This window comes from Gilvibacter sediminis, assembly GCF_028561565.1.
GTDB lineage: Bacteria > Bacteroidota > Bacteroidia > Flavobacteriales > Flavobacteriaceae > Gilvibacter > Gilvibacter sediminis.
In genome coordinates this window covers 233026-258844 of the sequence record NZ_JAQQTE010000001.1, presented here as the reverse complement: position 1 = coordinate 258844, position 25819 = coordinate 233026, and the positions used below count along the sequence as shown (strand labels likewise).

General features: G+C 45.0%; 22 protein-coding genes. 9 read left to right on the top strand and 13 right to left on the bottom strand.

Going from position 1 to position 25819, the window contains the following annotated elements:
* Nucleotides 1-24: 24 nt before the first annotated feature.
* Genes POW22_RS01125 through POW22_RS01115 form a run of 3 tightly spaced genes read right to left on the bottom strand, consistent with a single transcriptional unit; the run spans nt 25 to nt 2571 of the window.
* Nucleotides 25-1311, bottom strand: coding sequence for a tetratricopeptide repeat protein (locus POW22_RS01125; protein WP_272830564.1), 1287 nt, complete (start codon nt 1309-1311; stop codon nt 25-27).
* Between the two features lie 13 nt (nt 1312-1324).
* Nucleotides 1325-1906 carry a DUF4331 family protein gene (locus POW22_RS01120; RefSeq protein WP_272830563.1) on the bottom strand — a complete coding sequence of 194 codons (582 nt, stop codon included), beginning with the start codon at nt 1904-1906 and terminating at the stop codon, nt 1325-1327.
* 14 nt (nt 1907-1920) lie between these two features.
* Nucleotides 1921-2571: a DUF4331 family protein gene (locus tag POW22_RS01115; RefSeq protein ID WP_272830561.1), complete on the bottom strand. Its 651-nt coding sequence runs from the start codon at nt 2569-2571 to the stop codon at nt 1921-1923.
* A 110-nt stretch (nt 2572-2681) separates the two neighbouring features.
* Between POW22_RS01115 and POW22_RS01110 the strand changes: the two genes are divergently transcribed.
* The 6 genes from POW22_RS01110 (at nt 2682) to POW22_RS01085 (ending at nt 7822) form a co-directional block, all read left to right on the top strand.
* Nucleotides 2682-3431 (top strand): hypothetical protein, encoded by a 750-nt coding sequence (locus tag POW22_RS01110; protein WP_272830560.1) that lies wholly within the window; start codon nt 2682-2684, stop codon nt 3429-3431.
* 95 nt (nt 3432-3526) lie between these two features.
* Nucleotides 3527-3985, top strand: coding sequence for a peptide-methionine (R)-S-oxide reductase MsrB (msrB, locus tag POW22_RS01105; RefSeq protein WP_272830559.1), 459 nt, complete (start codon nt 3527-3529; stop codon nt 3983-3985).
* Nucleotides 3978-4520, top strand: a complete 543-nt coding sequence (gene msrA / locus POW22_RS01100) for a peptide-methionine (S)-S-oxide reductase MsrA (protein ID WP_272830558.1) — start codon at nt 3978-3980, stop codon at nt 4518-4520. Before msrB ends, msrA begins: the two co-directional genes overlap by 8 nt.
* A 2-nt stretch (nt 4521-4522) precedes the next feature.
* A complete protein-coding gene (locus POW22_RS01095; protein ID WP_272830556.1) occupies nt 4523-5740 on the top strand; it encodes a bifunctional alpha/beta hydrolase/OsmC family protein in 1218 nt (405 codons plus the stop codon).
* 1 nt (nt 5741) lies between these two features.
* The gene (egtB, locus tag POW22_RS01090; RefSeq protein WP_272830554.1) at nt 5742-6887 is read left to right on the top strand and encodes an ergothioneine biosynthesis protein EgtB; all 1146 of its coding nucleotides are present in this window, start codon (nt 5742-5744) and stop codon (nt 6885-6887) included.
* On the top strand, nt 6887-7822 hold the full coding sequence (locus tag POW22_RS01085; RefSeq protein WP_272830553.1) for an L-histidine N(alpha)-methyltransferase: 936 nt from the start codon (nt 6887-6889) through the stop codon (nt 7820-7822). The genes egtB and POW22_RS01085 overlap by 1 nt, the downstream gene beginning before the upstream one ends.
* Before the next feature lie 2 nt (nt 7823-7824).
* Here the strand turns inward: POW22_RS01085 and POW22_RS01080 are convergent, their stop codons facing one another.
* The 4 genes from POW22_RS01080 to POW22_RS01065 all read right to left on the bottom strand — a co-directional run bounded on the left by POW22_RS01080 (nt 7825) and on the right by POW22_RS01065 (nt 13932).
* Complete coding sequence (locus tag POW22_RS01080; RefSeq protein ID WP_272830552.1) at nt 7825-8727, bottom strand: histone deacetylase family protein; 903 nt, start codon at nt 8725-8727, stop codon at nt 7825-7827.
* On the bottom strand, nt 8728-10785 hold the full coding sequence (gene metG / locus POW22_RS01075; protein WP_272830550.1) for a methionine--tRNA ligase: 2058 nt from the start codon (nt 10783-10785) through the stop codon (nt 8728-8730).
* A gap of 62 nt (nt 10786-10847) precedes the next feature.
* Entirely contained in the window at nt 10848-12464 is a 1617-nt protein-coding gene (locus POW22_RS01070; protein ID WP_272830549.1) for a DUF1501 domain-containing protein, read from the bottom strand.
* Nucleotides 12465-12471: 7 nt separating this feature from the next.
* A complete protein-coding gene (locus POW22_RS01065) occupies nt 12472-13932 on the bottom strand; it encodes a DUF1800 domain-containing protein (RefSeq protein ID WP_272830548.1) in 1461 nt (486 codons plus the stop codon).
* A gap of 123 nt (nt 13933-14055) precedes the next feature.
* On the opposite strand from POW22_RS01065, the gene POW22_RS01060 reads away from it, so the two are divergent.
* Together POW22_RS01060 and POW22_RS01055 are read left to right on the top strand one after the other, a co-directional pair.
* On the top strand, nt 14056-14970 hold the full coding sequence (locus POW22_RS01060) for a S66 peptidase family protein (protein ID WP_272830546.1): 915 nt from the start codon (nt 14056-14058) through the stop codon (nt 14968-14970).
* On the top strand, nt 14967-15326 hold the full coding sequence (locus POW22_RS01055) for a YraN family protein (protein WP_272830545.1): 360 nt from the start codon (nt 14967-14969) through the stop codon (nt 15324-15326). The genes POW22_RS01060 and POW22_RS01055 overlap by 4 nt, the downstream gene beginning before the upstream one ends.
* Here the strand turns inward: POW22_RS01055 and mfd are convergent.
* The 6 genes from mfd to POW22_RS01025 form a co-directional block, all read right to left on the bottom strand.
* Nucleotides 15301-18654, bottom strand: coding sequence for a transcription-repair coupling factor (gene mfd / locus POW22_RS01050; RefSeq protein WP_272830544.1), 3354 nt, complete (start codon nt 18652-18654; stop codon nt 15301-15303). The two genes, POW22_RS01055 and mfd, sit on opposite strands and share 26 nt — an antisense overlap.
* 64 nt (nt 18655-18718) lie before the next feature.
* Complete coding sequence (locus POW22_RS01045) at nt 18719-19519, bottom strand: tryptophan-rich sensory protein (protein WP_272830543.1); 801 nt, start codon at nt 19517-19519, stop codon at nt 18719-18721.
* A 19-nt stretch (nt 19520-19538) separates the two neighbouring features.
* Nucleotides 19539-20189, bottom strand: coding sequence for a ligase-associated DNA damage response endonuclease PdeM (pdeM, locus tag POW22_RS01040; RefSeq protein ID WP_272830542.1), 651 nt, complete (start codon nt 20187-20189; stop codon nt 19539-19541).
* Nucleotide 20190: 1 nt separating this feature from the next.
* Entirely contained in the window at nt 20191-22650 is a 2460-nt protein-coding gene (locus POW22_RS01035) for a ligase-associated DNA damage response DEXH box helicase (RefSeq protein ID WP_272830540.1), read from the bottom strand.
* On the bottom strand, nt 22647-24233 hold the full coding sequence (locus POW22_RS01030; protein WP_272830539.1) for an ATP-dependent DNA ligase: 1587 nt from the start codon (nt 24231-24233) through the stop codon (nt 22647-22649). Before POW22_RS01030 ends, POW22_RS01035 begins: the two co-directional genes overlap by 4 nt.
* 4 nt (nt 24234-24237) lie before the next feature.
* Nucleotides 24238-25245 carry a ligase-associated DNA damage response exonuclease gene (locus POW22_RS01025; RefSeq protein WP_272830537.1) on the bottom strand — a complete coding sequence of 336 codons (1008 nt, stop codon included), beginning with the start codon at nt 25243-25245 and terminating at the stop codon, nt 24238-24240.
* A 135-nt stretch (nt 25246-25380) separates the two neighbouring features.
* Here POW22_RS01025 and POW22_RS01020 point away from each other — a divergent pair, with 135 nt between their 5' ends.
* A complete protein-coding gene (locus POW22_RS01020) occupies nt 25381-25803 on the top strand; it encodes a tellurite resistance TerB family protein (protein WP_272830536.1) in 423 nt (140 codons plus the stop codon).
* The last annotated feature ends 16 nt before the right edge of the window (nt 25804-25819 follow it).

The window sequence follows — 25819 nt, the reverse complement described above, 5'->3', positions numbered from 1 at the left end:
CGAACAAAAAATACTTTGAACCTTTTAGAGGGCCATTACTTGTTTAGTGGCAATAGGGCCGAGTTCAAAGCTTGCTTCTTCTAATTCTTCTTTTAAGGTATTTGCTGCGGATAGCTTCCCAGCAGCTTTTAATATTTGTGCACTGTGTAGGAGCAAAACAGGTTCTTCTGATTGTCCCAGCACCTGTGCTTCGGTAATTTTTAAAGCGCTATCAAGATCTCCAGCAGCGTAGTAAGCCCAGGCCAAAAGATCATAAGTTTGCGGTGTTGCTCGGTGACTTACTTCAGCTCGAGCCAGTGTTAATGCCTGTTCAAAGTCCTTCTCGTCTAATGCGATCTGCACCAGAGGCATTCTGTACAAGGTTTCAAGACCTTGCTTTTGTACTACGCTTTTGAATTGCGTCAATACTTCAGTGCGTTGTTGCAACGCTCCTGTAAATTCAAAGATGTCTGCTTTGAGTAGTAACAGATCAGGGTTTTGGTTTGCGCCAGTGATACCATCAATAATGCTTAAGGCTTTTTGAGGATCTTGGTCATTCGCAAAGGCAATATAGGCAATGCCCTTTTTAGCGTAAGTAGACGATGGGTCCAGTTCTAGGGCCTTTAAATAAGCTGCGTAGGCTTTTTCAATGGCACCTGCATGACCGTAATAATCACCTAAATTAGACACCGCCCAGAATTCAAGGGAGGTGTTGTTGCGCTCTTTGGCCCAAGCAAGGACCTGTTCCAATCGGAAGATCGCCTCGTCTAAATTCCCCTTATAATCATTCCATTTTGAATAGCGGATCAAAAAGTCCGGATCGCTAAAGTCTTGGGTTTGATTGATCAATTGTTCTGCTAGGTCATATTGAGCCAGTTCAATGGCCACATCAAAACGCATCAACTGCGTTGCACGCAAGCCTTCTCCAAGCGCTTCGGCTTGAATCAATAAGGATTCTGCCTGCTCAAATTCGTGTCTGCTGATCGCATTTCGAGCTGCGGCCCTTAGAAATCCAGCTTCTTTAAAATGGGTCTGTTCATTGACCTCCGCCCACAGGGTTCCAGCTTTGAAAAGGTCAGCAAAGACCTTTGATTTTGAAAAGCTCAAGCCATAAGCTCCTGCGAGCTTAGCTTTATAGCTAAACTCGCCTGGAACTTGATCCAGTTTTGATTGCCAAAAGGCAATGTCCTTCCGTAACCATTCTGGATTCTCGGGGGCAACTTGTAGACTGTCATCGATATCTTGCAATTGAGCAATAGGGGCTTGATCTGTATTGAAAAAATACAGCAATGCGCCTAAGGCAAAAAGAGCAAGTCCAATTCGTGTTTTCATGTTGCTGCGGTTTTTACCAAGGAGATGCCAAGTAGGGGAATGAGCTTGAAAAAGCTGCATCGTTGGCGTCTACATTGTCGTTAGAAAGTCCTGGATTCTCCATAAAGTCTTCCCCTCCAAAGATGAGTAGTAACTCCACGGTGATCACATCATCAGCAAGGGCGCGTCCCGTAAGCACATTGGTGCCGTCAAAGAAGGTCGTCACTCCGTCAAGACTCACATTGAGTACATCCGTAGCCAAAAGCGTAGTAAAAGTCTCTGCATCCAATCCCAAGGCATTGGTATCACCTGGGTTGGTATAAGCAGGGCTTAAGGCTTCTAGATTGGCTTGAAACATCGCTTGAAAAGCAGCTTCTTGCTCAGAAGGAATTGTCGTATTGAAACTGTCCTTAGAAGCAGAAGAGACAAATACAGTATTGACTGCGGGTCTTCCCATCTGATCTGCTTGGGTGAAGGTTCCGCTAAAGTCTAGCTCGTCATCCATCATCACGGTATCGTCGTCCATCATGATGGGTCCAGTATTGTCGTCGTCGTTTGAACAGGCCGAAAAAACAGCCATAAAGGCAAATAGGTATATGAATTGTTTGATTTTCATGATTTCTGTTTTAATTATTGCTTACTGTTTGCAGTTACCCAGAAGTTTATGGTTCCGCTGCCGCCTAACATCGCCTTGGGCATTTCTACCACGACGGAGAGTACGTTGCTGCCTGCGAAGGTGTCGCTTCCTGGGTTGTTGAATTCTGTTGCATCGCCATTGATAATGGCAGTGTACTGAGCAAAGTCCATAAAAAATGGATCATCTCTTGGGCCTGCAAAAAACTGCATCCCGGCATTGGTTGCGGTAATGGCAGATTCACCATAAGGCGTGATCATCACAGAAGATTCTGTGGCATCTACGGCAACGCTACTGTTAAGGCCAGTACTTGCGGGGGCGTTGGGACCAAAAAAATACATGGTTCCGTTTCTTGGAATGGCCTGTAAAACTTGATCTTCAACAGCATCTCCATCCAGATCAAAATTGAATTCCAATAAGGTGTTCTCATCAAAGTTCGCTCCCGCGGTAGCTCCTGGACTCAATAAACCTTGCAAGTTGGCTACAAAGACAATATTGTCTGTGTTCTCTCCTTGAAAGGCGTAAATGTCGGTGATGTCGGTGGTCTGTCCTTGAACTGCTGGGGCGTCTATGTGATCGGCCGCTATAAGTCCAATAGCAAGTAGACCCAGACAGAAAAGGCCGTACTTGATTTTTAGATTTTTCATCTGTAATTGTTTTGGTTTATATCCTACTTACGTAAGCAGTTTCCCTTTGGTTTTAGCCAAAGCACTTTTTTTTACAAATACTTACTCGTAACTTTAAACAAACCGTTATTATGGACCACCCGATTCAAACCATTCATCAACTTGCACAGTATCTCGCCGCTGCTGCTATTTCCTTTATGGAAGCGGCTCCAGACGACAGCCATACCAATTTGGGCTTTGATGACTCTTCCCAAAGTTTAAGTACTCACCCTTTAAATGATTTAGGCGTTCAGCTTTGTTTTAGTTATGCTGATTTTTCGCTCTTTTGGAAGGGAGAAGGATTGAAATCGAGTATTAGTCTAGACGGTAAAACCCATCAGGAGGTATTGAATTGGCTCAAGTCCACCGCGGAAGGTTTGGGTTTTGATAAGCCGTATCAATACGAGTTTCATTATGATTTACCTTATCAGGTTGAAGCAGATCAAGTCTGGGTTTCACCAGAAGCAAACACGCTGAACCAACTCAGTGAGGATCGAGCAAATGCGCAGCTAGCCTCAGAAGCCTTTGCAACCGAGCTCGGTCAAGAAGTGGCGATTAGAATTTGGCCGCATCACTTTGACACCGGAGGGTATTCTCCTTTAGAAAATGATCTCGGAGTGGGCTGGGGTTTGGCCATTCCAGATTCAGTGGTCAACAGTTCCTATTACTACATCAGTTATTACAAGGACGGTAACTCTTATTTGCCCGATGATCTTCCTGGCTTGACTCTAGGCGATTGGCATCGCGATGGATTTACCGGTGGAGTATTGCCTTTAAAGGAATCTGATCAAGATGGTTTTGCTTTTTTTAAGCAGGTCCACCAGCGGATCATGTCGCATTAAAATCAGCTAATAAAAGTTTCACAAAACCTTGACAGTTCTGGCGTTGAATTTCGACCTATATGTTATAACTTCATAGATTAAATGAAAGAATAGCTATGCTAAATTGGAACGACATCATTCGATTTTCCGTAAAAGGAAATCCCACGCCAGATCGGCGTGTTGAAAAAAGTCCGGAGCAATGGCGTGAGCAATTGACTCCAGAACAATATAGAATTACCCGCCAACACGGTACAGAAAGGCCATTTTCTGGTGAACTCTGCAGTGTTTATGAAGCCGGTGAATACAACTGTGTTTGCTGTGATACTCCCTTGTTTGACTCTACCATTAAATTCAATTCAAGCAGTGGTTGGCCCAGTTTTACGCAGCCCATAAAAGAGAATGCTATAAAATACATCAAGGACACTTCCTTTGGAATGGTCCGTGTGGAGATTCAATGCAATACTTGCGATGCGCATTTGGGTCATGTTTTTCCTGATGGGCCTGCGCCAAGCGGCTTGCGCTATTGTGTGAACTCCTTGTCCATCGACTTAAAAAAAGAGGCTGCCCATGAGTGATCAATTTGAAGTAGCTGTTATTGGTGGCGGATGCTTTTGGTGTGTGGAAGCGGTTTTTAGAGAAGTGGAAGGTATTCACTCGGCCGTCTCTGGATATAGTGGTGGAAAGGTCCCCGGGCATCCTACCTACAGAGAGATCTGTAGCGGATTGACCGGCCACGCTGAGGTGGTTCGCTTGGAGTTTGATCCCAAGGTGATCTCTTATAAGAAGATCTTGGAGATCTTTTTGACCACACATGATCCAACTACACTCAACAGACAAGGTGCAGATGTAGGTACCCAATACCGCTCGGTGATTTTTTATCAAGACGAGCGTCAAAAGCAAATTGCAGAACAGGTCTTGGTTGAAGTGCAGAAGTATTATGAAGATTTTATAGTCACGGAATTGGCAGAAGCTAAGCCGTTCTACGAAGCTACAGAAGACCATCAGAATTATTACAATAAACAACCCAATCAGGGGTATTGCAGTTATGTGATCACTCCAAAATTGCAGAAACTGCGCAAACTGCACAGCGAGCAATTACGTATCTCTTAAAGATGAAAACAACGACCATCGAGATTGCCAAATCAGAAGGCAGTCTATTTGCCAGATTAGAAGTGCCTGCCAATGGAAAGGTGCGACATTATGCAATTTTTGCGCATTGCTTTACCTGCAACAGCAACTTAAGCGTGGTGCGCTACATAAGCAGGACATTGACCAATCACGGCTTTGGGGTGGTTCGATTTGACTTTACTGGCTTAGGCCGCAGCAGCGGTGAATTTGCAGATTCTAATTTCTCCGGAAATGTTCAGGATTTGATCACCGTTGCAGAGTATTTGGAAAAGGAGTACGAGGCACCGGCCATGCTCATTGGCCATTCTTTAGGAGGCGCTGCTGTTTTGGCTGCCGCCGCTCAACTGGATTCAATCAAGGCCATTGTAAGCATTGGCGCACCTGCAGAGGTGGATCATGTGACGCATTTATTTGAAGATGGTTTGAATGAGATTGAGCAGACAGGTTCTGCAGAGGTAAACATTGGCGGTCGCCCTTTTAGAATTAAAAAGCAATTTGTGGATGATCTTAAGTCCAGAAATTTATTGGATACCGTAAATGGTTTGAAGATTCCTTACTTGATTATGCACTCACCGCAAGATATGACGGTAAGTATAGAAAATGCTGCCAAATTATATCACGCTGCTTTTCACCCTAAGAGTTTTATTTCTTTGGATGGAGCCGATCACCTGTTGACCAATAAGGTCGATGCTGTATATGTTGCAGATATGATCGGGACTTGGGCTGGTAAGTACTTCCCAGAATTGGATGAAGACTTGATCTCTACCAAAGGAGAACAGGTGGTAGTACACTTGGATCTGGAAAATAATTTTACCTCTGAGGTATTCACGCCCAATCACACCCTTATTGCAGACGAACCAAAATCCATTGGAGGTGATGACTTAGGACCTTCACCCTATGAATTGCTCAATGCTTCTTTAGGAGCGTGCACGGTCATGACCCTAAAAATGTATGCCCAGCGCAAAGGCTGGGATCTGCAGGAAGTATTTTGCTATTTGACCTATTCAAAAAAACATACCGACGATCTGCCAGAAGACCTGGAAGTAGAAGCCACGGGACAGATCGATCACGTTCAAAAAACATTGGAATTTGTTGGAGACCTGGATGAAAAACAACGCGAACGCCTCAAGCAGATCGCCAGTAAATGTCCGGTTCACAAAACATTGACCTCACCAACTATCATCGACACTAAACTCATTTAATATGCTCAGAGAACGGTTTCTCAAAACGCGTACCCGTACCCAACAGATTTGCAGTCCTTTAAAGATTGAAGACTATTCGGTACAACCCATGACAGACGCCTCGCCACCCAAATGGCATTTGGCACATACCACTTGGTTTTTTGAACAGTTTGTCTTGGTTCCTTACAAGAATGAATACTCAGAATTTGACAAAGATTTTGCGTATTTGTTCAACAGCTACTACAACAATTTTGGGGATCGTGTAATGCGTCCAAATCGAGGCTTAATGACCCGCCCGGTAGTGTCTGAGGTTTTGGATTACCGCGCTCATGTGACTGACAACGTAGCTGAGCTACTCGCGCAGGAGGACTGTCCCGATGTGGTTCACGAGTTGGTGGAGTTGGGAATCAATCACGAGGAGCAGCATCAAGAGTTGTTGGCCTATGATATTAAAAGTCTGTTTGGTAATCAACCGACCTTTCCGCTTTACGGGACGGTTTATTGCCTTCCAGAAGAAGGCAAAGACCAAGACTACATAAAGATCCCTGAAGGTCTGTATGAAGTTGGCTACCAAGGAGAAGATTTCCATTTTGATATAGAAAAGGGCCGCCATAAGGTTTTTTTAGAGGCTTTTGAGATCTCCAATCGTTTGGTAACCAATGGAGAATTTTTAGAATTCATTGAAGCTGGAGGTTACGCAGATTTCAACCTTTGGCACGCAGAAGGTTGGGAGTTTATCAATCAACACGAAGTGAGAGCGCCTTTGTATTGGCATAAGATCAAGGACCAATGGCATCGGTATTGTTTGGAAGGACTAGTACCTGTCAACCCTAATGAGCCCGTGATGCACATCAGTTTTTATGAAGCCGCCGCCTATGCCGATTGGCGCGGACTGCGCATTCCTTCTGAGTTTGAGTGGGAAGTCGCTTCCCAGCAACTCGATTGGGGAATATTATGGGAATGGACCAGCAGTGCTTTTTTACCCTATCCAAGGTTTGAAAAAAAGCCGGGAGCCGTGGGGGAGTATAACGGAAAATTCATGATCAATCAAAAAGTACTTCGCGGAGCTTCTGTCGCTACTCCTGAGGGCCATAGCCGAGCGACCTACAGAAACTTTTTTCACCCGCATTTGCGTTGGCAGTTTGCAGGTTTAAGACTTGCACGCTAATGAACGCCAATACCGTAAACGAAATATTACAAGGCCTGAGCGCCCCAGAAAAATACATTTCCTCAAAATTCTTTTATGACGATGCAGGAAGTGCCATTTTCCAGCAGATCATGGAGATGCCGGAATATTATCTAACTAACGCAGAACAAGAGATTCTCGCCCAGCAAGCAGGCGACATAATAGCCGAGACCGGTTTTGAGGGTCCCTTTAATGTGGTAGAGTTAGGTGCTGGTGATGGCAGCAAGACCTTTGAGCTGCTAGACCATTTGGACAAGCAGGACCGAGAAGTGACCTATGTGCCCATTGATATCTCTAAGGCTGCAGTAGACGGTTTGGCTGCTGATTTTGCCCAGCGTTTGCCTAACCTCACCTTGAATCCCAAAGTGGGTGACTACTTTGAAGTACTCAATGGCCGTTTAAAAAGTGAGGCAAACCCCAGCTTATTGCTCTTTTTGGGCAGTAATATTGGAAACTATATTCCCGGAGATGCGCTAGAATTGCTGCGTTTGTTTCACAAGAACATGCGCGATGGAGATGCCCTGTTGCTGGGAGCCGATCTGCAAAAGAACCCCGAGGTCATTCGCAGAGCTTATGACGATCCACACGGCATTACCCGAAGTTTTAATTTGAATCTCTTAGATCGATTCAATCGGGAGTTGGACGCTAACTTTGTCAAAGATCAGTTTGATTTTTATTGTCATTACAACCCTCTCAGTGGAGAAGTTCGGTCGTATTTGATCAGTCTGACCAATCAAGTTGTAGACCTGGCGGATCAGCAGATAAGCTTCAAAAAAGATGAATTGATCTGGACCGAACTTTCAAAGAAATACAGCTTTCCAGAATTAGAAGGCATGGCGGTGACAGCTGGTTTTGAGGTCAAAAAACACTTTTTGGATTCGCGCAGTTATTTTACTAACAGCCTTTGGATCAAATAAGACTAGTTCCAAAGTTCGTGGGCCAGGCGGTAGGTATTGGCATGCGCCTCTAAAATGATCTTGATGTCTGGAGAATAACCACCACCCATGCTTATTTGCACGGGAATCTCTCTTTGGTGGCAAGCCTCTAAAACCATCCGATCTCTGGTTTTACAGCCTTCCATACTGCATGCGAGTTTGCCGAGTTTATCGGTAGCCAGTATATCCACTCCGCTGAGGTAAAAGATAAAATCAGGTTGAACCTTATCGATCAATCTTGGAAGATGAAATGCTAAGATCTCTAGGTATTCCTTATCCTCAGTATCGTTTGGAAGTCCAATATCCAAGTCTGATTTTTCCTTGCGGAAGGGGTAGTTATGCGCTCCGTGCATGGAAAAGGTAAACACACTATCGTCTCCCTCAAAGATCTCTGCAGTCCCATTCCCTTGATGGACATCCAAGTCAATGATCAAGATTTGTTTAGCCTGTGCGTTTTGAATAAGGTTTTTAGCAGCAATCGCCTGATCATTCAGCAAACAAAAAGCTTCACCACTGGCTTTAAAAGCGTGGTGCGTGCCCCCAGCAATATTGAGTGCACAACCATCCTTCAAGGCGAACTGCGTAGCTTCTAAGGTTCCCTGCGCAATGGTAAATTCTCGTTCAATGAGCTTTTCAGACATGGGGAATCCCACTTTTCTGGCGGCTCGAGGTTCTATGTTTTGCGCTAACAGATCTTCTACATACTGCGGATCATGGACTGCCTTTATAGCCTCCATATTGGGCTTCCCAGGAACAAAGAATTGTTCTGGGTCGCAAGTGCCTTCATGCAGGAGTTGTCGGTGTAACAGCTCGTATTTTTGCATCGGGAAACGATGCCCTAAGGGTAGCGGATGCTTATAGATGGGATGATAAGCAACGCGGATCATTTAGCTAATGCTACTGCCGTTTTTGACAGCCTCTTCTGGAGACATGAATACCAATTTACCGTCAGCGTCTTCTGCCAAAAGGATCATCCCTTGACTTTCTACACCGCGTAACGGTCTTGGAGCTAAATTGACCAATACGGTCACTTGTTTACCCACTAATTCTTCGGCCGTATAATGCTCAGCAATACCGGAAACGATGGTACGTGTGTCAATACCTGTGTCTATTTCCATGACCATGAGCTTTTTCGTCTTCGCCATTTTCTCAGCCTTCAAAATCGTGCCGACGCGCATGTCAATTTTGGTAAAATCATCAAACTGAATGGTGTCTTTTTGTGGTTCTGCTTGGGCGTTTTCCATTTCGTTGGCTTTTTTAGTCGCTTCTAGTTTGTCCAATTGTGCTTGGATCTGTGCATCCTCAATTTTAGAGAATAAAAGTTGATTGGTCGCAATTGTATGACCTGCTGGCAAATAAGTGCTGCTCGCGGCAAGGTTTTGCCAATTCACAGCTTCTGAATCTAGGTGAAGCATGTTTTTAAGCTTTTCACTGGTATGCGGTAGGAAAGGCTCTGCGAGTACTGCCAATGCAGCTGTGATCTGAGCAGCGACAAACATAACGGTTTGGGTACGCTCTTGATCGGTCTTAATACTCTTCCAAGGTTCTTGACTGGCCAGATATTCGTTTCCGCTACGGGCTACTTTCATCAAGATGCTCAAGGCTTCGCGGAATCGGTATTGTTCCAAGGAGGATTCAATATCTATCTTTAGGCTTTTGATTCCTTCAAGTACTTGCTCATCCGCCTCAGTAAATGCGGCAGGGCTAGGAATTGCACCGTCGTAATATTTATGAGTTAAGACCACTACGCGATTCACAAAGTTTCCAAAAATGGCAACCAATTCATTGTTGTTTCGCGCTTGGAAATCTTTCCAAGTAAAGTCGTTGTCTTTGCTCTCCGGCGCGTTAGCCGTCAAGGTATATCGCAATACATCTTGCATGTCTGGGAAGTCCAACAAGTATTCGTGTAGCCAAACTGCCCAGTTCTTTGAAGTGGAAAGTTTGTTGCCTTCCAGGTTCAAGAATTCATTGGCAGGCACATTGTCTGGCATGATATAATCACCGGCAGCCTTTAAAATACTCGGGAAGATGATACAGTGGAACACAATGTTATCTTTTCCAATAAAGTGAAGCAACTTGGTGTCCTCATCTTTCCAATAAGGCTCCCAGTTGTTTCCTGTGGCTTCTGCCCATTCTTTAGTGGCGGAGATATAACCGATAGGCGCATCAAACCACACATAAAGTACTTTGCCTTCACCGCCTTCAACAGGTACCGGGATTCCCCAATCCAGATCACGAGTTACGGCACGAGGCTTGAGTCCATCCATGATCCAAGACTTGACCTGTCCGTGTACGTTGGGTTTCCAATCTTTTTTATGGCCTTCCACGATCCACTCGTTAAGCCATTCTTGGTATTGGTCGAGCGGCAGGAACCAGTGTTTGGTGGATTTCAATGTTGGGGTACTGCCGCTAATGGCCGATTTAGGGTTGATAAGATCGGTGGCATTGTGGCTGGTACCGCAGTTTTCACACTGATCTCCATAACTCGCTTCAAAACCACATTTTGGGCAAGTCCCAATGACAAATCGATCGGCTAGAAATTGATCGGCTTCGGCATCGTAAAGTTGTTCGGTAACTTGTTCAATGAACTTTCCGTCCGCGTGCATTTGTTTAAAGAATTCACTGGCAGTATCGTGATGTATTGGCGCTGATGTGCGCGAATACACATCAAAGGAAATCCCAAAATCAGCAAAGGAGTCTTTAATGATCTTATGGTAACGATCTACTACTTGCTGTGGAGTAATTCCTTCCTTTTTCGCTTTAATGGTGATCGCTACTCCGTGTTCGTCGCTACCGCAAACAAAAACAACGTCACGTCCTTGCAGACGTTGATAGCGTGCATAAATATCAGCTGGAACGTATACACCTGCTAAGTGACCAATATGAATGGGTCCGTTGGTATACGGCAAGGCAGCCGTTATGGTATATCTTTTGGGTTGTGCCATGATTCTTGAAACAAAGCACAAAAATAGGTAAAAAAAAGCCGCGACTGGCGCGGCTTAAAGTCTTATCGTATCACGATGGATTTACTAAAGTTCTGTTCCCCGACGGTAATTCGATAGATGTACTGTCCGGTATGTAATCGTGTATTGGCAGAATTCTTCACATCGATCTCATGAGCTCCTGAGAATTTCATGTCATTGGTCAAGGTAGCTACCTCCTGTCCAACAATATTATAGAGCACCACCTTAACATGCGCCGAGAAAGGCATATTGAAGTTGATATAGGTACTGCTGTCTCGGTAAGTAGCCGTGTGCGCAAAGCGATTGACTTCCTCAAAATCATTTACAGAAGCCGTATTGCAAGCAAAACCAAGGTCTACCAAGGTGTAATCTGTATTGAGTAAGGCTGCATTAACAGTAGTCTCATCAATACACAACCATTCAATCATGATGGTGGCATAGATGTTTCGAAAGTCTTGATTGAAGATCAAATTCCCGAAGGGATCCGTTGCAGACAAGCTGGGGTGTGAACCCACAAAACCACTTTCTCCCAATCCGCTTCCAAAGAGCATCATGGTAGAAGCAGAGCCGTGATCCGTTCCTAAACTTCCATTTTCAAAAGGACGTCTTCCAAACTCAGAAATGGTCATGGAAAGTACTTTATCATCCCAGCCAGCAGTAGCTAGATCGTCATAAAAATTCTTAACCGCCAATGACAGATCATTCATGATCTCATTGTGTGTTACCAACTGATTGGCGTGCGTATCAAATCCACCCAGAGTAACCATAAATACCTTAGTTCCCAGGCCTCCTTTGATCAGACGGGCAATAATTGCCAGCTGATTGGACAGGTCTCTGGTATCATAAGGCGCGTCATTAGTGGCTCCTTCATAGGCCTCGTTAATTACACTCGCATAAGCAAAGGTGGTATTCGTGGCAGCCCTTAAGAACTGAAGTTGATCCCCGTAATAACACTCAGGGATGTCCGTTACATCATGGACAACTCCGGTAGAGGCAATGGAGCTCAATTGATCCGGATTGGCCACAGTAAAGGCATAGTTACTGTTCAATCCATCAAAAATGAGATTTCCAATACTTCCAATTTGGATCGCTGGAGGAACCTCTGGCGGATTGACCAAATAATCTGGATAAAGCTCTTCAAAATAGCGTCCCCACCATCCAGTATCTCCTGGATCTGAGGTGTCTGTATTTGCCCAAATATCTGAGGATTCAAAGTGCGAAAAGTTCTGATCCGGATAACCGACTCCATGAACCACTTTCATGCGTCCGTCACCCCAAACAGATTGCAGTGGACTCATAAAATCTGGCAGTCCAAAGTCTGGGTCTAAAGCATAAAGCGAACTCTCTGCCAAGCGAATGTTTGGTCTTAAGCCCGCATAAGTATCGTAATCGTAAACAGGGACAATGGTATTTAGGCCATCATTACCTCCTTTAAGGCGAATGATCACAAGAATATTATCATTCTCGGATTCGGTCAAAGCCATAGCCAGCGGAGAGGGATTGGAAACCGTCAAATTGGTTCCTCCCAACATTACTGTTCCACCACCCAAAAGCCCAAGAGCTTGAATGAATGAGCGACGACTCCAGTGGTTGTGTTCCTGTTCGTGCTGCTTATCGTGCAGCTTCTTATAATTTGATGAAGAAAAGTGATTGTTACACATAGCAGTTTTATTTTAGTTGGAACTCTGGGGCTTTCGCCAAGTGAATCAATAATCCGGCAACTTGTCCGGGAGCGGTGTCCCAATACAAATTCCAGGTTCCGTCGTCATAATATCCTTGAGGAATGTCTCCTTTAAAGATATCAATGGCCACTTCATAATCAGAAATGGTGTGGAAGGGCTTACCCAATAAACGGTCCGCGATCACCGTGGTGATGAATTCAGGATCGTTGCTATCGCCAGAAAGTGAGATGGCTAAATTGCGTAGGTCCTCTGGGTAGTTAGACAAGATGTAGAACATATACAGCTCAATAACCTGCCAGCGACCAGTCAGCGTGCTACTGGAAATCCAATCGTGATCTCGTTGCCATCCAGCAACATCTACAGGCTCATACATTTCTTGCCCCAAGACTGCGGCGTAATAGGTCAATCCATTTAAAATGGCTTCGTCATAGGTTAGTTCAGCTTCGGTAGTAAAATTGAATAAAAAATCAAATGGACTTTTTACTACCACTCCTTGGGCGAGTTCGTCAAAGAAATGTTCACTCTTAAAGAGCTGGCGTAAAACTGGTGCCAACTCAAAATCGCTAGCGATAAAGGTATCTGCTAAAGGCGCGATGATATCGGTCAAAGCAAACTCAGACACTTCATGACTCACAAAGAATTTATACAGTTTGGTACAGATAAAAGTTGCGATCTCCGTTGGGCGCTGCTCAAAGAGGATGGTGATCACGTCATCGTACTTCCAAATTCCCGCCTGCCCAAAGATGTTCTTCACACTCGGGTCCCAAGTAGACTCGTCAAAATAAATGGCGTCGCCTACCTCTGCCCAGTGATTCCATCCGGTCAAAGCCTTAGAGGTAAACTGAATGTCTGTCTCTGTATAGTTGTTGTCTAAACCAAGGGTGAAGAGTTCAAAGAGTTCTCGGGCATAATTCTCATTGGGCTCAAAACGGGTGTTTTGAAAACCGTTGAGGTAGAACAGCATGGCACCAGATTTCCCAATGTCTGAAACGAAATCACGGAAGTTGCCAATGGCATGCGTCTGGTTAATATTGTAATACTGAAACATATAAGGCGAGTAGAAATAGGTCTCCAACTCGGTCACAAAATGATTCATCCAGAAAAAGGTCAATCGATCTCTGAGTTTGTTTTGAATCAAATCGCTCGCGGTTTGGGTACGCCAAGCTTCAATGTATTCGTTGTTTTCTGTATCGTAATCAGTAAAATTGGTGAGGTTCCAATAACCCCAAGGAGGAGTCGCTGTGGGTTCCATGGTGACCGCTTGGTCCACCAGCTGATCAATAAAGGCCTCAGGGGTTAAGGTAAGCGCATTGTCAAGCTCCAATTGATTGGCACCAAAGGCAAGTCTGCGCGTAACGTGCATCGCTTTGTTTAGATCCCAAGGGTTCTCTGCTGTAGCAGCAAATGGGGTAATAGGCGACGTATTGCATAGAGTAGTAGCTTCCATAGGCAATTTGGCTTAGTAGGTTTTTTGTTTCAATGTACTGAAAATCTGATAAATGACTGGTTTAATTGCTTATATTTTGAGTATTCTTATCATTTCTGCATCTTTGACGTAATTCAATTACGGATGGTTACACCTCAATTTTTGACTGCTGGAGATCGCGTGGGTTTAATTGCCCCTGCGCGTTTTATTACTGCGGAGCAATTAGCGCCTGCTTTGAAGCTCCTTGAAAGTTGGGGTTTGCAAGCAGTTTTGGCCGATAATATTCACAAGCCCCATCATCAGTTTGCGGGTGACGACATACAGCGAGCCGTCTCCATGCAAGCGCTTGTGAATGATCCAGAGATCAAAGCCTTATGGAGCGTTCGGGGCGGTTATGGCAGTATACGTTTATTGGATCATTTGGATCTGACGAGTTTTAAGCGCAATCCAAAATGGCTTATTGGTTATAGCGATGTGACCGTCTTTCACAACGTGCTTCATATTTTAGGGATTGCGAGCATTCACGGAACCATGCCTATTGATTTGGCTGATCTGCCAACGGCTTTGGGCAATCATCCTGAGGCTTTGGAAAATTTGCGGTCTATCTTGTTTGGAGAAACTCCCGCTTTGGAGTTTGCCCCAAATGCGGCCAATAGGCAAGGCTTAGCCAAAGGCATAGTGACGGGAGGTAACCTCTCCATGCTTTACAGTATGTGTGGCAGTCCGTATCAGGTGCAAACCGCTGGAAAAATTTTGATAATTGAAGATCTGGATGAGTATCGTTATCACATTGATCGTATGCTCAGAAACTTAAAGAATAATGGCCTTTTGAGTGATCTTGCTGGACTCATCGTAGGCGGATTCACTAAAATTCACGACAACAGCATTCCTTTTGGAAACACAGTTAAAGAGATTATCTTAGAGCTCGTAGATGGCTGTGACTATCCCGTGGCTTTTGATGCTCCTAGCGGTCATATTCACAAAAACTATCCGCTGGTCTTTGGTCAGCAAGCACAATTCGAAGTTACTCCCCGAGGTGTAAGTTTGAATTATTTATGAGTTATCACAAACAACTGGGTCGCCGCGGAGAAGCCGTAGCGGCTGAGTTTCTTCAAAAAAAGGGCTATGAGATCTTGGCCCGAAATTTCTATTACAAAAAAGCAGAATTAGACCTGATTGTCTTTAAAGATGAGGTGGTTGTTATTGTTGAGGTCAAAACGCGTAATTCTGATTTCTTTGGAGATCCCCAGCGTTTTGTCACTCCCAAAAAGATCAAATTAATGGTACGAGCGGCGGACGCCTTTGTTCAGCAAAAACAGTGGAATTACGAACTTCGTTTTGATATTGTCGCGGTGGTGCTCAACAGCAAGCAGCGACAAATCACGCATATCACGGATGCGTTTTATCACTTTTAAGTTGACAGTGCAGCGGACTTAAGGCGGCTAAGGCCTCAGAAATCGATCGAATGGTTCCAAAACGCAGCAGGAGTTTAAGGCCAGAGCGAGTTTGTTTTTCATTCATGCTGATCTTATCCGGTTGCTGCTGCACATAGCTCAGAACGGCTCCAAAACTGTCGCTTTGATAGTATCCCGATTGTTGATCACTGATGAAGTAACCAACCATTTTGTCCTTTTTCATCAAGACACGTTCCAGGCCTAGGTCTAGGGCCATCCATTTAATGCGAACGCTGTTTAATAGGTCTTCCACCTGTTCAGGCAGCGGGCCAAAACGGTCTTCCAATTCCTTTTGGAATTTTTGCAGTTCTGCTTCTGATTTTAACTCGCCCAGTTTGTGATACAGATTGAGGCGTTCGCTAATGTTGTTGACGTATTCTGAGGGGAATAACAGCTCAAAGTCGGTGTCAATGACGGTTTCTTTGATCCACTTTTTGTCCTTCTTTTCCTCTCCTTTATAGAGCGACTTAAACTCTTTCTCCTTAAGTTCCTCAATGGCTTCTGCCAAGATCTTCTGATAGGTCTCAAACCCGATCTCGTTGATAAAACCGCTTTGTTCTCCACCTAAAATATCTCCAGCGCCTCGGATCTCCAGATCCTTCATCGCAATCTTAAAGCCGCCACCCAGCTCTGTATATTGCTCTAAGGCTTGAATGCGTTTTCGCGCATCTGTGGTCATAGCAGAATAGGGCGGTGTAATGAAATAACAGAAGGCTTTTTTGTTGCTTCGGCCAACACGACCGCGCATTTGATGCAGATCAGAAAGTCCAAAGTTGTTGGCGTTATTTATAAATATAGTGTTGGCGTTTGGCACGTCCAATCCGTTTTCAATGATGGTTGTAGAAACCAAAATGTCAAACTCCCCGCCCATAAAGGCGAGCATGAGTTTCTCTAATTTCTTTCCGTCCATTTGTCCGTGACCCACGCCAATTTTTGCGTCGGGCAATAGACGTTGCAGCATTCCGGCAACCTCCTGAATGTTCTCAATGCGGTTGTGCACAAAGAATGCCTGTCCTCCACGAGAGATCTCGTATTGCAAGGCATCTCGGATCGCCTCCTCAGAAAAACGAATTACACGAGTTTCAATGGGGTAGCGGTTGGCCGGCGGTGTATTGATGACTGAAAGGTCTCTGGCGGCCATCAAACTGAATTGTAGCGTACGTGGAATAGGTGTTGCCGTTAGCGTCAAAGTATCCACATTCTCTTTGATGGTTTTTAGCTTGTCTTTTACTGCCACTCCAAATTTCTGCTCTTCATCAATAATGAGCAGTCCCAGGTCCTTAAATTTGATCCCTTTATTGACCAACTGATGCGTCCCGATCACGATATCGAGTTTACCACTTTCTAAATCCTCCAAAACTTGATTGCGTTCTTTGGTGGTTCTAAATCGATTTAAGTAGTCAATATTGACCGGCAAACGCTTCATGCGTTTGGAGAAACTCTTGTGGTGTTGAAAGGCCAAAATGGTTGTGGGCACAAGCACTGCGACTTGTTTGCCGTTATCTACGGCTTTAAAAGCGGCGCGAATGGCTACCTCTGTCTTTCCAAATCCAACATCTCCACAGACCAAACGATCCATAGGACGCTCACTTTCCATATCGCGCTTAATGTCTTCAGTGGCTTTGGATTGATCTGGAGTGTCTTCATAGATAAATGACGATTCCAATTCATGCTGTAGATAAGAATCCGGAGCGTATTGAAAACCTTTCTGCAAACGCCGTTTAGCGTATAGCTCAATGAGGTTAAAAGCAATTTCTTTGACCTTCTTCTTGGTCTTTTGCTTGAGTTTTTTCCAAGCGTTGGATCCTAATTTATAGATCTTCGGAGCCGTGCCGTCTTTGCCGTTGTATTTGGCAATCTTGTGCAAGGAGTGAATACTCAGATACAAGATGTCCCGATCTCCGTAAATAAGCTTAATGGCTTCTTGGAATTTGCCTTCTACCTCTATTTTTTGCAAACCGCCAAACTTGCCAATACCGTGATCTATGTGGGTCACATAATCGCCTACTTCTAAGTTGGTCAATTCCTTTAAGGTGATGGCCTGTTTTTTGGCGTAACCGTTTTTAAGGTGGAATCGGTGATAGCGTTCAAAGATCTGGTGATCTGTATAGCAAGCCGTTTTGGACTCCGCATCTACAAAGCCAGAATAGAGCGAGAACACGGCAGTTTCATATTGTACATCGTCTTGGGCGTCCTCAAGTATATCCTTAAATCGTTTGGCTTGTTCAACCGTATCACAAAAAATGTAATTCGTGTAACCTTTGGCATGTTTTTGCTGCAGGTCTTTGATCAGCACAGGGAACTGCTTTTTAAAGGGGGGTTGCGGTTGTGTTTTGAAGTTGATCTCACCGTCTGCAGGAACTTCTGCCACATGAGTAAAGGATTCCAGCAGCTCAGAAAAGGTGGTGCCGTTTATAAAGAGCTCTTCGGGTTTGAGTTGTTTTACGGTCTGGTCCAATTCCGCAAAGGCTTCCTCTGCTTTTTGGTAAAAATCATCCAGTTTTTCTTCAATTAAACGCTGATTTGCGGTAAAAACCACTGTTTTTCTCGCTATATACTCCAAAAAGGAGGCGCGCTTCTCTTCCAACATTTTGTTGGCTACGTTCGGGATGATTCCGATGCGTTTTATCTGTTCGGTAGAGAGTTGGGTCTCAACATCAAAGCAGCGAATACTATCCACTTCATTGCCAAAGAACTCCAATCGATACGGTTCATCATGAGAAAAGGAGAAGACATCTAAAATCCCTCCGCGGACGGAAAATTCTCCCGGTTCAGTGACAAAATCAACACGTTTGAACTGATAGGAGAACAGTACTTCGTTCACAAAATCTAAAGAAAGTTCGTCTCCGACTTTTATACTCAAAGTGTTGCGTTCCAACTCCTTTCGGGTCACTACCTTTTCAAAGAGTGCTTCGGGATAAGTGACTATAAGCGCTGGCTTTTTACGAGAGTTGATTCGGTTCAGCACCTCGGATCTCAACAATACATTGGCATTGTTGGTTTCCTCTATTTGATATGGACGGCGGTAGCTTCCTGGGAAGAACAGCACTTCCTGATCTCCTACTAATTGTTCCAAATCGTTGAGGTGATAGGCGGCTTCTTCTTTGTCATTAAAGACACAAAGGAATGGTCTTTCAGACTCTTTAAAAAGCTGAGCAACTACAATAGAAAAGGCAGAGCCGTGTAGGCCCGATAGTGTTGTTCTCGCTTGATTTTTGGATATAGCTTCCCCTAGTTTTCTTAGTGAAGAAGACTCTTTGAACACCGATTGTACCAGCGTTTTGCTCATGGGATGGCAAAGATACTGCCTTCCTTTGGGAATTTAAAACAACTTGTAAAGCAAAAAGAGAATTTTAACGCTTCCCGTAATATTCCAACACTTTGAACAGTGGATTGTATTTCCAATTCTTAATGGCGTGCAAGGTGCTGCTGCCTATTAGAATTCCCATGACCAGCATTGCCGTATTGGCTACTATCTCTTCGGTATGCCAATTGGCCACCGCAATAGCACCCAAGGCCCAAGCGCCCACTAAAGCAAATTCGCGCATATTGCGCTTCCAGGTGACGGCCAAGTTCACGGCTCCCGCAACGAGTATTACCACGATTGTCCAAGTGACTTCAGAGAGGCCCAAACCGTCCCAACCTGTTTTATGCAAATAGGCAGAGATGTTGGCAATACTCGCCACAGTGATCCATCCGCTGTAGATCACAAAAGGCCACCACACAAAGGCAATGGTCGGGATAGCAGCATCGTAAAGTTCCATTCCATTTTTGACCACAATGACCAGCAAGGCAATTAAGATCACAAACATGCAAACCACAGACCATCCGGTCCATTCGTAAAGCCAGCAAAAGATCCACGCCATATTCGCCGCGCAAGAGAGTAAAAACCAACCGGCCGTCTTTTCTAGAAAGGAGTCATCACGCACTTTACCAAAGGCTGCAACCAAGCCGTAGATCGCAAAACCGATGAGCAATAAATAGATCAGTCCCCAAATGGCAAAAGCATATCCAGCAGGGGTGAAGAGGGTATTCAAATCGTCAGAAACACCACCAATAGTTTTCCCTGCTATAGCTCCTGTATTGGACAGGTAATTGACGTAAATAGTTGCAACTAAGGCAACCGCATTGAGGAGTGCGTAGAATTTTTTCATCTGAATAAAGATACGCAAATTAGGGCGTCTCGTGAAGGGCCATAAGTTCCCCATCGGCAATGGCGTAGATGCGGTCATCACTGCCCGGACGTAATACATGTTTGCCCGTAAAACTCCCAAAAGCGGGCAAGATCATTTGTTTGCCGCTTATAAAAAAGCACGGTAAGCTAATGGATTGTCTCCCTACGCCTCGTAAACGAACTCCGGGATGAATATGTCCGCTTATAGTGAACTGTTCTGGGTTCTCTTCTGGAATGTGGGTGAGTTTTAGATCCCCCAAAGTTCCAGTCTCACAGGTGGTGATACCTAAGGCATCGTAACGGCTCAAAGGAATGATGTCGTGATTGCCCAAGACCAAAGTAGTTTTGGGTTTTCGTTCTTCCATCCAGCCTGCAAAGTAATCCCATTCTTTGTTGGTGTGGCTGTGGAATAGATCGCCTAAAAAATAGATGCGATCGGTTTTAAAATCTTCCATTGCGATGTCCAAACGATCAAAATTGGATCGAATTGCTGCCGTTGGAACTGCTGCGCCATGTTTTCTAAAATGACTCACCTTGCCCAAATGCACATCGGCAATCAGGAGGCAATCATAGTCGGGGACAAACAAGGCACCACTTGCGTGTCCTACACAATCCAATCCACCAAAATTGAAAGTTAAGGTCTTGGTCATTTTAGGCTTCATATTGCACGCGCATGCGTTTGATTCTGTCACTGAGTTTTTCGGAGCTCATCTTTTCGCGTAAACGGTCGGTAATGATCGGGAAGCTGAATGGCGTAGGCTTTTCACAAGGACGCCAAACCATATCCTGATTACAAATTCGCTCTAAGGCAATGCGCAAACGGCCTTCTTCCAGTTCGTGCTCAAAGGTCTCCCGGTATGCTTGTTGCAAAAGTAAATTATCAGGCTCAAAATCTTTAAAGACCTTAAATAGCAAACGCGAATTGCTTTGCAAATGTTTGGTCTTGACCGTCTTATTGGGATAGCCTTGAAACACCAAACCACTGATCACGGCAATGTCTCTGAATTTTCTACTCGCCATTTCTGTGGCGTTGATACTTTTTTCCAGGTCTTGTAGCAAATACTCCGGAGTGAATAGCTCGTTGTCAAAGATGAGTTGCACATCCCAAACCTGATCTGAGAGTAATTCAAATCCGTAGTCGTTATAGGCCAAAGAGAAACTGATAGGGATCAGCAAACTGATCCTGTAGGCCAAAATATGACTCAAGGCCTCGTGTACAAATCGACCTTCAAAAGGGTAGAAGACTACGTGGAAACCTTCTCGGGTTTCAAAGGATTCTATCAAGAATTCATAAGAAGCAGGCACTATGGATTCCTGCAATTGCCGTTCAAAAATATGACTCAGGGCGCGCAACTCTCGCGTTTGCGATTTATAAGCGCTACTGCTTTGCAGTTCTTCTCTTAGCAGCTGACTCATTTGGGAGGAAAGCGGTAAACGTCCGCCCATAAAACTCACCACATTGCTGCTGCGTTTTTTAGATTTTCTAACCTGAGCAGTCATGTTTCTCAAGCGGACCAATTCCAGCGTTCGGCCAGCAAAAACAAAGGTGTCTCCCGGTTTCATCTTGCCCAGAAACCACTCTTCTACGGTTCCAATAAAACCACCGCTCACGTATTTGACCAGCAGCATGGCATCGCTTACAATGGTGCCAATAGAAAGCCGATGCATCATAGCGATCCTGCGATCGGTGACCTTGAAAAGACCGTCCTCCTGAATTAACACTTTGCGGTATTCGTTGTAGGATTCTAAACTTTGACTGCCTTTGGTGATAAAATTCAAGCACCATTGCCATTGCTCTTCGGTCAAGCCTTGAAAGCAAAAAGTGCGTTGCACTTCTGGGAAGATCTCTTCAGGTTTAAAACCATCACTAACAGCCAAGGTCACCAAATATTGGATCAGCACATCAAAGCAGAGTAAAAAGGGCGTACGGTCTTCCATAACCGATTCCGTCACAGCGCGTTTTAAGGCTGAGGCTTCAACTAACTCCAAAGCGTGAGTGGGTAAAAAGTAGATCAAACTCGGTTCGCCAGGACGGTGGTTGGAACGCCCGGCGCGTTGCAAGAATTTAGCAACACCTTTTGGACCCCCAATTTGAATGATGGTCTCTACAGGAGCAAAATCAACCCCGAGGTCTAAACTAGAGGTAGCCACTACAGCTTTGAGCGATTCATTGCGAATGGCCTGTTCTACCCACAGCCGTGTTTCTTTATTGATACTCCCGTGGTGCATGGCGAGTTCACCCGCCAATTCTGGGTGCTTTTCTAAGATCTTCTGAAACCAGATCTCGCATTGTCCGCGCGTGTTGGTAAAGATGATGGTCGTTTTGCTGGCTTCAATGATGGGAATGATCTCTTCTAGTAAATGTAATCCCAAATGGCCCCGCCAGGGGAAGGTTTCCATCTTCTTTGGGATGATGGATTTGACTTTGACCTTGGGTTTGCGCTTGGCTCTAATTAGCACTCTGGGTTTTTCCTGCTCGGTGGAATCGCCCATCAAAACATCCATGGCTTGATCTAGATTTCCTATGGTAGCAGAGATGCCCCAAATACGCAGTTTAGGACAAACGGTTTTGAAGCGAGACAAGGCCAGCTCCATTTGTACCCCGCGTTTGGAACCCAAAAGTTCATGCCATTCGTCAACCACCACGGCTTCTAAGGTTTTAAAGAGTTTGGGATAGTCCTTGCTGGCCAAAAGTAGCATTAGGCTCTCCGGCGTGGTGATGAGCAGATCCGGCATGGAACGCTTTTGTTTGGCGCGCTCTGCTTGGGTGGTGTCTCCAGTTCTAATCCCGACGGTTAGGCCAGTTTCCAATTCATCGGCCATACGTTGAGCTGCTTGTTGGATCTCTACCGATAACGCTCTTAGCGGGGTGATCCAAAGGGCTTTGATCCCTTTTTTGTGTTTGGTTTTATACTCCGGATTGGATTTGATGTAAGACAAAACGATGGGAGTCCAGAGCGCGTAAGTTTTTCCACTCCCGGTAGGTGCATTGAGCAGGCCGTGCTTGCCTTGCAAATAGGCGTTCCAAGTTTGTTTTTGAAATGGAAACGGATTCCATCCGCGGCCTTCAAACCAGCCCTGGGCGATATTTAAAAGTTCCTCGCGCTTCATTCAGGGATTAGTGCTTTAAGATCTTCTAAACTATTGGCTTGATCGGGCTTTTTGTCTTTGCGCCAACGATGAATTCTAGGGAATCGAGTGGCGACTCCACTTTTGTGCCGTTTGCTTGCGGCAATGCCTTCAAAAGCGATTTCAAAAACGTGTTCGGGTTTTACAGAGCGAACCGGTCCGAAGCGTTCCAAAGTATTTTTTTTGATCCAACTGTCAACCTCTTTGAGTTCTGCATCAGTAAGGCCGCTATACGCCTTAGCAAAGGTGACTAGAGCTCCTTCATGCCAAAGGGCAAAGGTGTAGTCGGTAAAGAGGTTGGCCCTACGTCCGTGCCCTCGCATAGCGTAGGTGAGTACGGCGTCTATGGTAAATGGATCAACCTTCCATTTGAACCATTCGCCCCGTTTTCTGCCCACACCGTAATGTGAATCCTTGCGTTTGATCATGAGGCCCTCGCTTCGTTTTTCTCTAGAGCGCTCCCGCTCCGCAGCGGCCTCTTCCCAATTTTTAAAATTCATGGTACTGCTTAGGTAGAGCGGAGAATTTTCTCCTTTGGATTTCACCAGTTTGTCCAAGAGTTTTCTGCGCTGCTCGAAAGGGGTATCTCTCAGATCTTTTCCGTCCCATTCTAACAGATCGTAAGCGATCAGAATTACTGGATGGGTCTCCAAGAGTTTTTTGCTGATGTTCTTGCGCCCGATGCGGGTTTGCAGCATATTGAAATCGCCAATTTGCCCGTTGGGAAAACATACGATCTCTCCATCTAAAACGGTTCCGTCTGGAATGAGCTCCAGCAATTCGTCAAATTCTGGATACTTATCAGTAACCAATTCTTCCCCTCTACTCCAAACAAAATGCGTGCCTGCTCTGAAGATCACTTGGGCGCGAATCCCGTCCCATTTATGTTCAAAACTGTATTGGGAAATGTCTCCCAGTTCTTCAACTTTACCTTCTACCGCGTGAGCCAGAAAAAAAGGATAGGGTCTAGAAACTGCTGCGGCCTCAGAAGGGGCTATGATCAATTCTTCAAAACTGATGGTCTTAGGGTCCCAATTCCCCATGAGTTTAAAAGCGAGTTCATCAGTATCAATGCCGGTAGCTTGTCCGAGGGCTCGAGTCATCAGTTTTTGACTCACCCCAATTCTAAATCCACCGGTTATGATCTTGTTATAGACAAAGCGCTCGTAATAATTGAATTGATCCCAGCGCTCTAAAATGGTTGCCTTTTTAATGTGCTCACTTTGACTGCTGAGCGCGGCTATTTCATTGACCACTTTAGTCAGTGACATTTCAGTACTGCCTTTAGGATGTGGGAGGACTAAGGCAATAGTCTCTGCCAAATCACCAACAATATGATAGCTTTCTTCAAAAAGCCAAGCAGGAATGTTGGCCAGTTCGGTAGCCCAAAGTCTGAGTAGCGTAGTGTTCACGGGGCGCTTGGGACGGCGGTGGGAGAGTAGGGCGATGGTCCAAACCTTATCACTGTCTGCAGCGGTTTTAAAATAATTGGCCAGAGCCGCTACCTTTTGGTTGGTCTTATTAGTGCTGTCTAAAGCTTTTATGAGTTGAGCAAAGGCTTTCATAGACTTAGGCGGTTTCTTGAGTTTGGTCTATGGTTTCTGCCTCATAAGCGGTAGCCTCTGTTTTAGCGTCTAAGCCTAATTCTTCGCGGAGGTAGCGGGAGAATATCTCTGTATAGCCATGCGTTGCAATAACCTGCTGGCAGCCTGTCGCTTTTACAGCAGTGAGCAGATCTTGCCAATCTGCGTGATCACTCAACACGAATCCTTTGTCTAAAGCGCGTCTTCTGCGGGCGCCTCTAAAGGTCATCCAACCGCTGGCGGCAGCCGTAGTTTGGGCACCGATCTTTCTGATCCATGCTGCATTTTGAACTCCGGGAGGTGCTACAATAAGCGATCCTTTTAGTTCCGCTTTATCTATGGAGGTATCCAGCAAGGTAAATTCTGGCAGATCAAAATCTTTAGCCATGGCCTTGTTGAGATCGTAGATGGTTTTGTGCACGTAGATAGGACCGATGTCTGCATTGACATTTTTCAAAATACGTTGGGCCTTGCCTAGACTGTATCCGAAGAGCAAAGAAGTAACATCGTTGGATCTATTGGCCGCCCACCACGAATCTATCTCATTAAAAACCTCTTGTTGTGGTTCCCAAGAAAAAGCGGGTAAACCAAAGGTGCATTCGGTAATGAAGGTATGGCATTTTACAGGTTCAAAGGGAACGCAGAGCCCGTCGTCTTGTAATTTGTAATCTCCTGTAAAAACCCAAACCTCGCCTTTGTACTCCACCCGTACTTGTGCAGACCCCGGAATGTGGCCTGCGGGATGCAAACTGAATTTCACGCCATTGACCAAAAGGGTCTCGTTCCAATCCAAACCTTGGACCTGAAGTTTTCCCAATCGGTGTTTGATGATGGGAATGTTGGTCTTGTGCGTGATATACTGCCCATGGCCGTAACGAGCATGATCTGAATGTCCATGAGTTACAATGCACTTGGGGACCTTCCGCCAGGCGTCCAGATATACGTCTGCCTGCGGACAGTAAATGCCGTTTTTATTAAAAACCAATAGGGGCATGGGAGTAATTTTTGCTCCCTATAAAAATACGACAATTCCCGCGGTAGCCTTGCTTGGATTTTTAGCAAAATTGGAGGCCGATTGCCTGTTAGAAATGAGAAGATACTGCTATATTTGCAGCAATTAAGTAAAACTATGTCGTTTAAGAATCTTTTTCAGAGTTACGAACACTCAAGAAACCTTAGTCACTTTGCCGCTTTGGTAAGAATTGCCGCAGTAGATAACGAGCTCAACGAGCAAGAAATGGCCCGTTTGGATCGCTTTGCTAGTAAATTGGGAATCCACGAATCTGAGCAGAAAGCAGTCCTTAAAGATCCAGCTTTGTATCCGATCAATCCACCGAACTCTCACGAGGTGCGTTTGCAACTGCTACACGACATGTTCTCCATCATCTTTGCTGACAATCAAATTGATGAAGACGAGCATCACTTATTGGTTCGCTATGCGACCGGTCTTGGATTTAGTGATGAGCAGGCGGAGAAATACATCAAACGCTCTATTCAGATCTACACAGGAGGTCTAGATTTCGAAGACTACCAATATTTGGTGGAAAAGTAAGCCAACGGGCTTACTT

Bases quoted from the DNA above. Each gene is read 5' to 3' on its own strand.
- POW22_RS01095 (WP_272830556.1), top strand. From the start codon at position 4,523: ATGAAAACAACGACCATCGAGATTGCCAAATCAGAAGGCAGTCTATTT.
- mfd (WP_272830544.1), bottom strand. From the start codon at position 18,654: ATGAGCAAAACGCTGGTACAATCGGTGTTCAAAGAGTCTTCTTCACTA.
- msrB (WP_272830559.1), top strand. From the start codon at position 3,527: ATGCTAAATTGGAACGACATCATTCGATTTTCCGTAAAAGGAAATCCC.
- POW22_RS01110 (WP_272830560.1), top strand. From the start codon at position 2,682: ATGGACCACCCGATTCAAACCATTCATCAACTTGCACAGTATCTCGCC.
- POW22_RS01060 (WP_272830546.1), top strand. From the start codon at position 14,056: ATGGTTACACCTCAATTTTTGACTGCTGGAGATCGCGTGGGTTTAATT.
- POW22_RS01020 (WP_272830536.1), top strand. From the start codon at position 25,381: ATGTCGTTTAAGAATCTTTTTCAGAGTTACGAACACTCAAGAAACCTT.
- POW22_RS01115 (WP_272830561.1), bottom strand. From the start codon at position 2,571: ATGAAAAATCTAAAAATCAAGTACGGCCTTTTCTGTCTGGGTCTACTT.
- POW22_RS01025 (WP_272830537.1), bottom strand. From the start codon at position 25,245: ATGCCCCTATTGGTTTTTAATAAAAACGGCATTTACTGTCCGCAGGCA.
- pdeM (WP_272830542.1), bottom strand. From the start codon at position 20,189: ATGACCAAGACCTTAACTTTCAATTTTGGTGGATTGGATTGTGTAGGA.
- POW22_RS01070 (WP_272830549.1), bottom strand. From the start codon at position 12,464: ATGTGTAACAATCACTTTTCTTCATCAAATTATAAGAAGCTGCACGAT.
- POW22_RS01035 (WP_272830540.1), bottom strand. From the start codon at position 22,650: ATGAAGCGCGAGGAACTTTTAAATATCGCCCAGGGCTGGTTTGAAGGC.
- POW22_RS01055 (WP_272830545.1), top strand. From the start codon at position 14,967: ATGAGTTATCACAAACAACTGGGTCGCCGCGGAGAAGCCGTAGCGGCT.
- metG (WP_272830550.1), bottom strand. From the start codon at position 10,785: ATGGCACAACCCAAAAGATATACCATAACGGCTGCCTTGCCGTATACC.
- msrA (WP_272830558.1), top strand. From the start codon at position 3,978: ATGAGTGATCAATTTGAAGTAGCTGTTATTGGTGGCGGATGCTTTTGG.
- POW22_RS01080 (WP_272830552.1), bottom strand. From the start codon at position 8,727: ATGATCCGCGTTGCTTATCATCCCATCTATAAGCATCCGCTACCCTTA.
- POW22_RS01065 (WP_272830548.1), bottom strand. From the start codon at position 13,932: ATGGAAGCTACTACTCTATGCAATACGTCGCCTATTACCCCATTTGCT.
- egtB (WP_272830554.1), top strand. From the start codon at position 5,742: ATGCTCAGAGAACGGTTTCTCAAAACGCGTACCCGTACCCAACAGATT.
- POW22_RS01045 (WP_272830543.1), bottom strand. From the start codon at position 19,519: ATGAAAAAATTCTACGCACTCCTCAATGCGGTTGCCTTAGTTGCAACT.
- POW22_RS01030 (WP_272830539.1), bottom strand. From the start codon at position 24,233: ATGAAAGCCTTTGCTCAACTCATAAAAGCTTTAGACAGCACTAATAAG.
- POW22_RS01125 (WP_272830564.1), bottom strand. From the start codon at position 1,311: ATGAAAACACGAATTGGACTTGCTCTTTTTGCCTTAGGCGCATTGCTG.
- POW22_RS01120 (WP_272830563.1), bottom strand. From the start codon at position 1,906: ATGAAAATCAAACAATTCATATACCTATTTGCCTTTATGGCTGTTTTT.
- POW22_RS01085 (WP_272830553.1), top strand. From the start codon at position 6,887: ATGAACGCCAATACCGTAAACGAAATATTACAAGGCCTGAGCGCCCCA.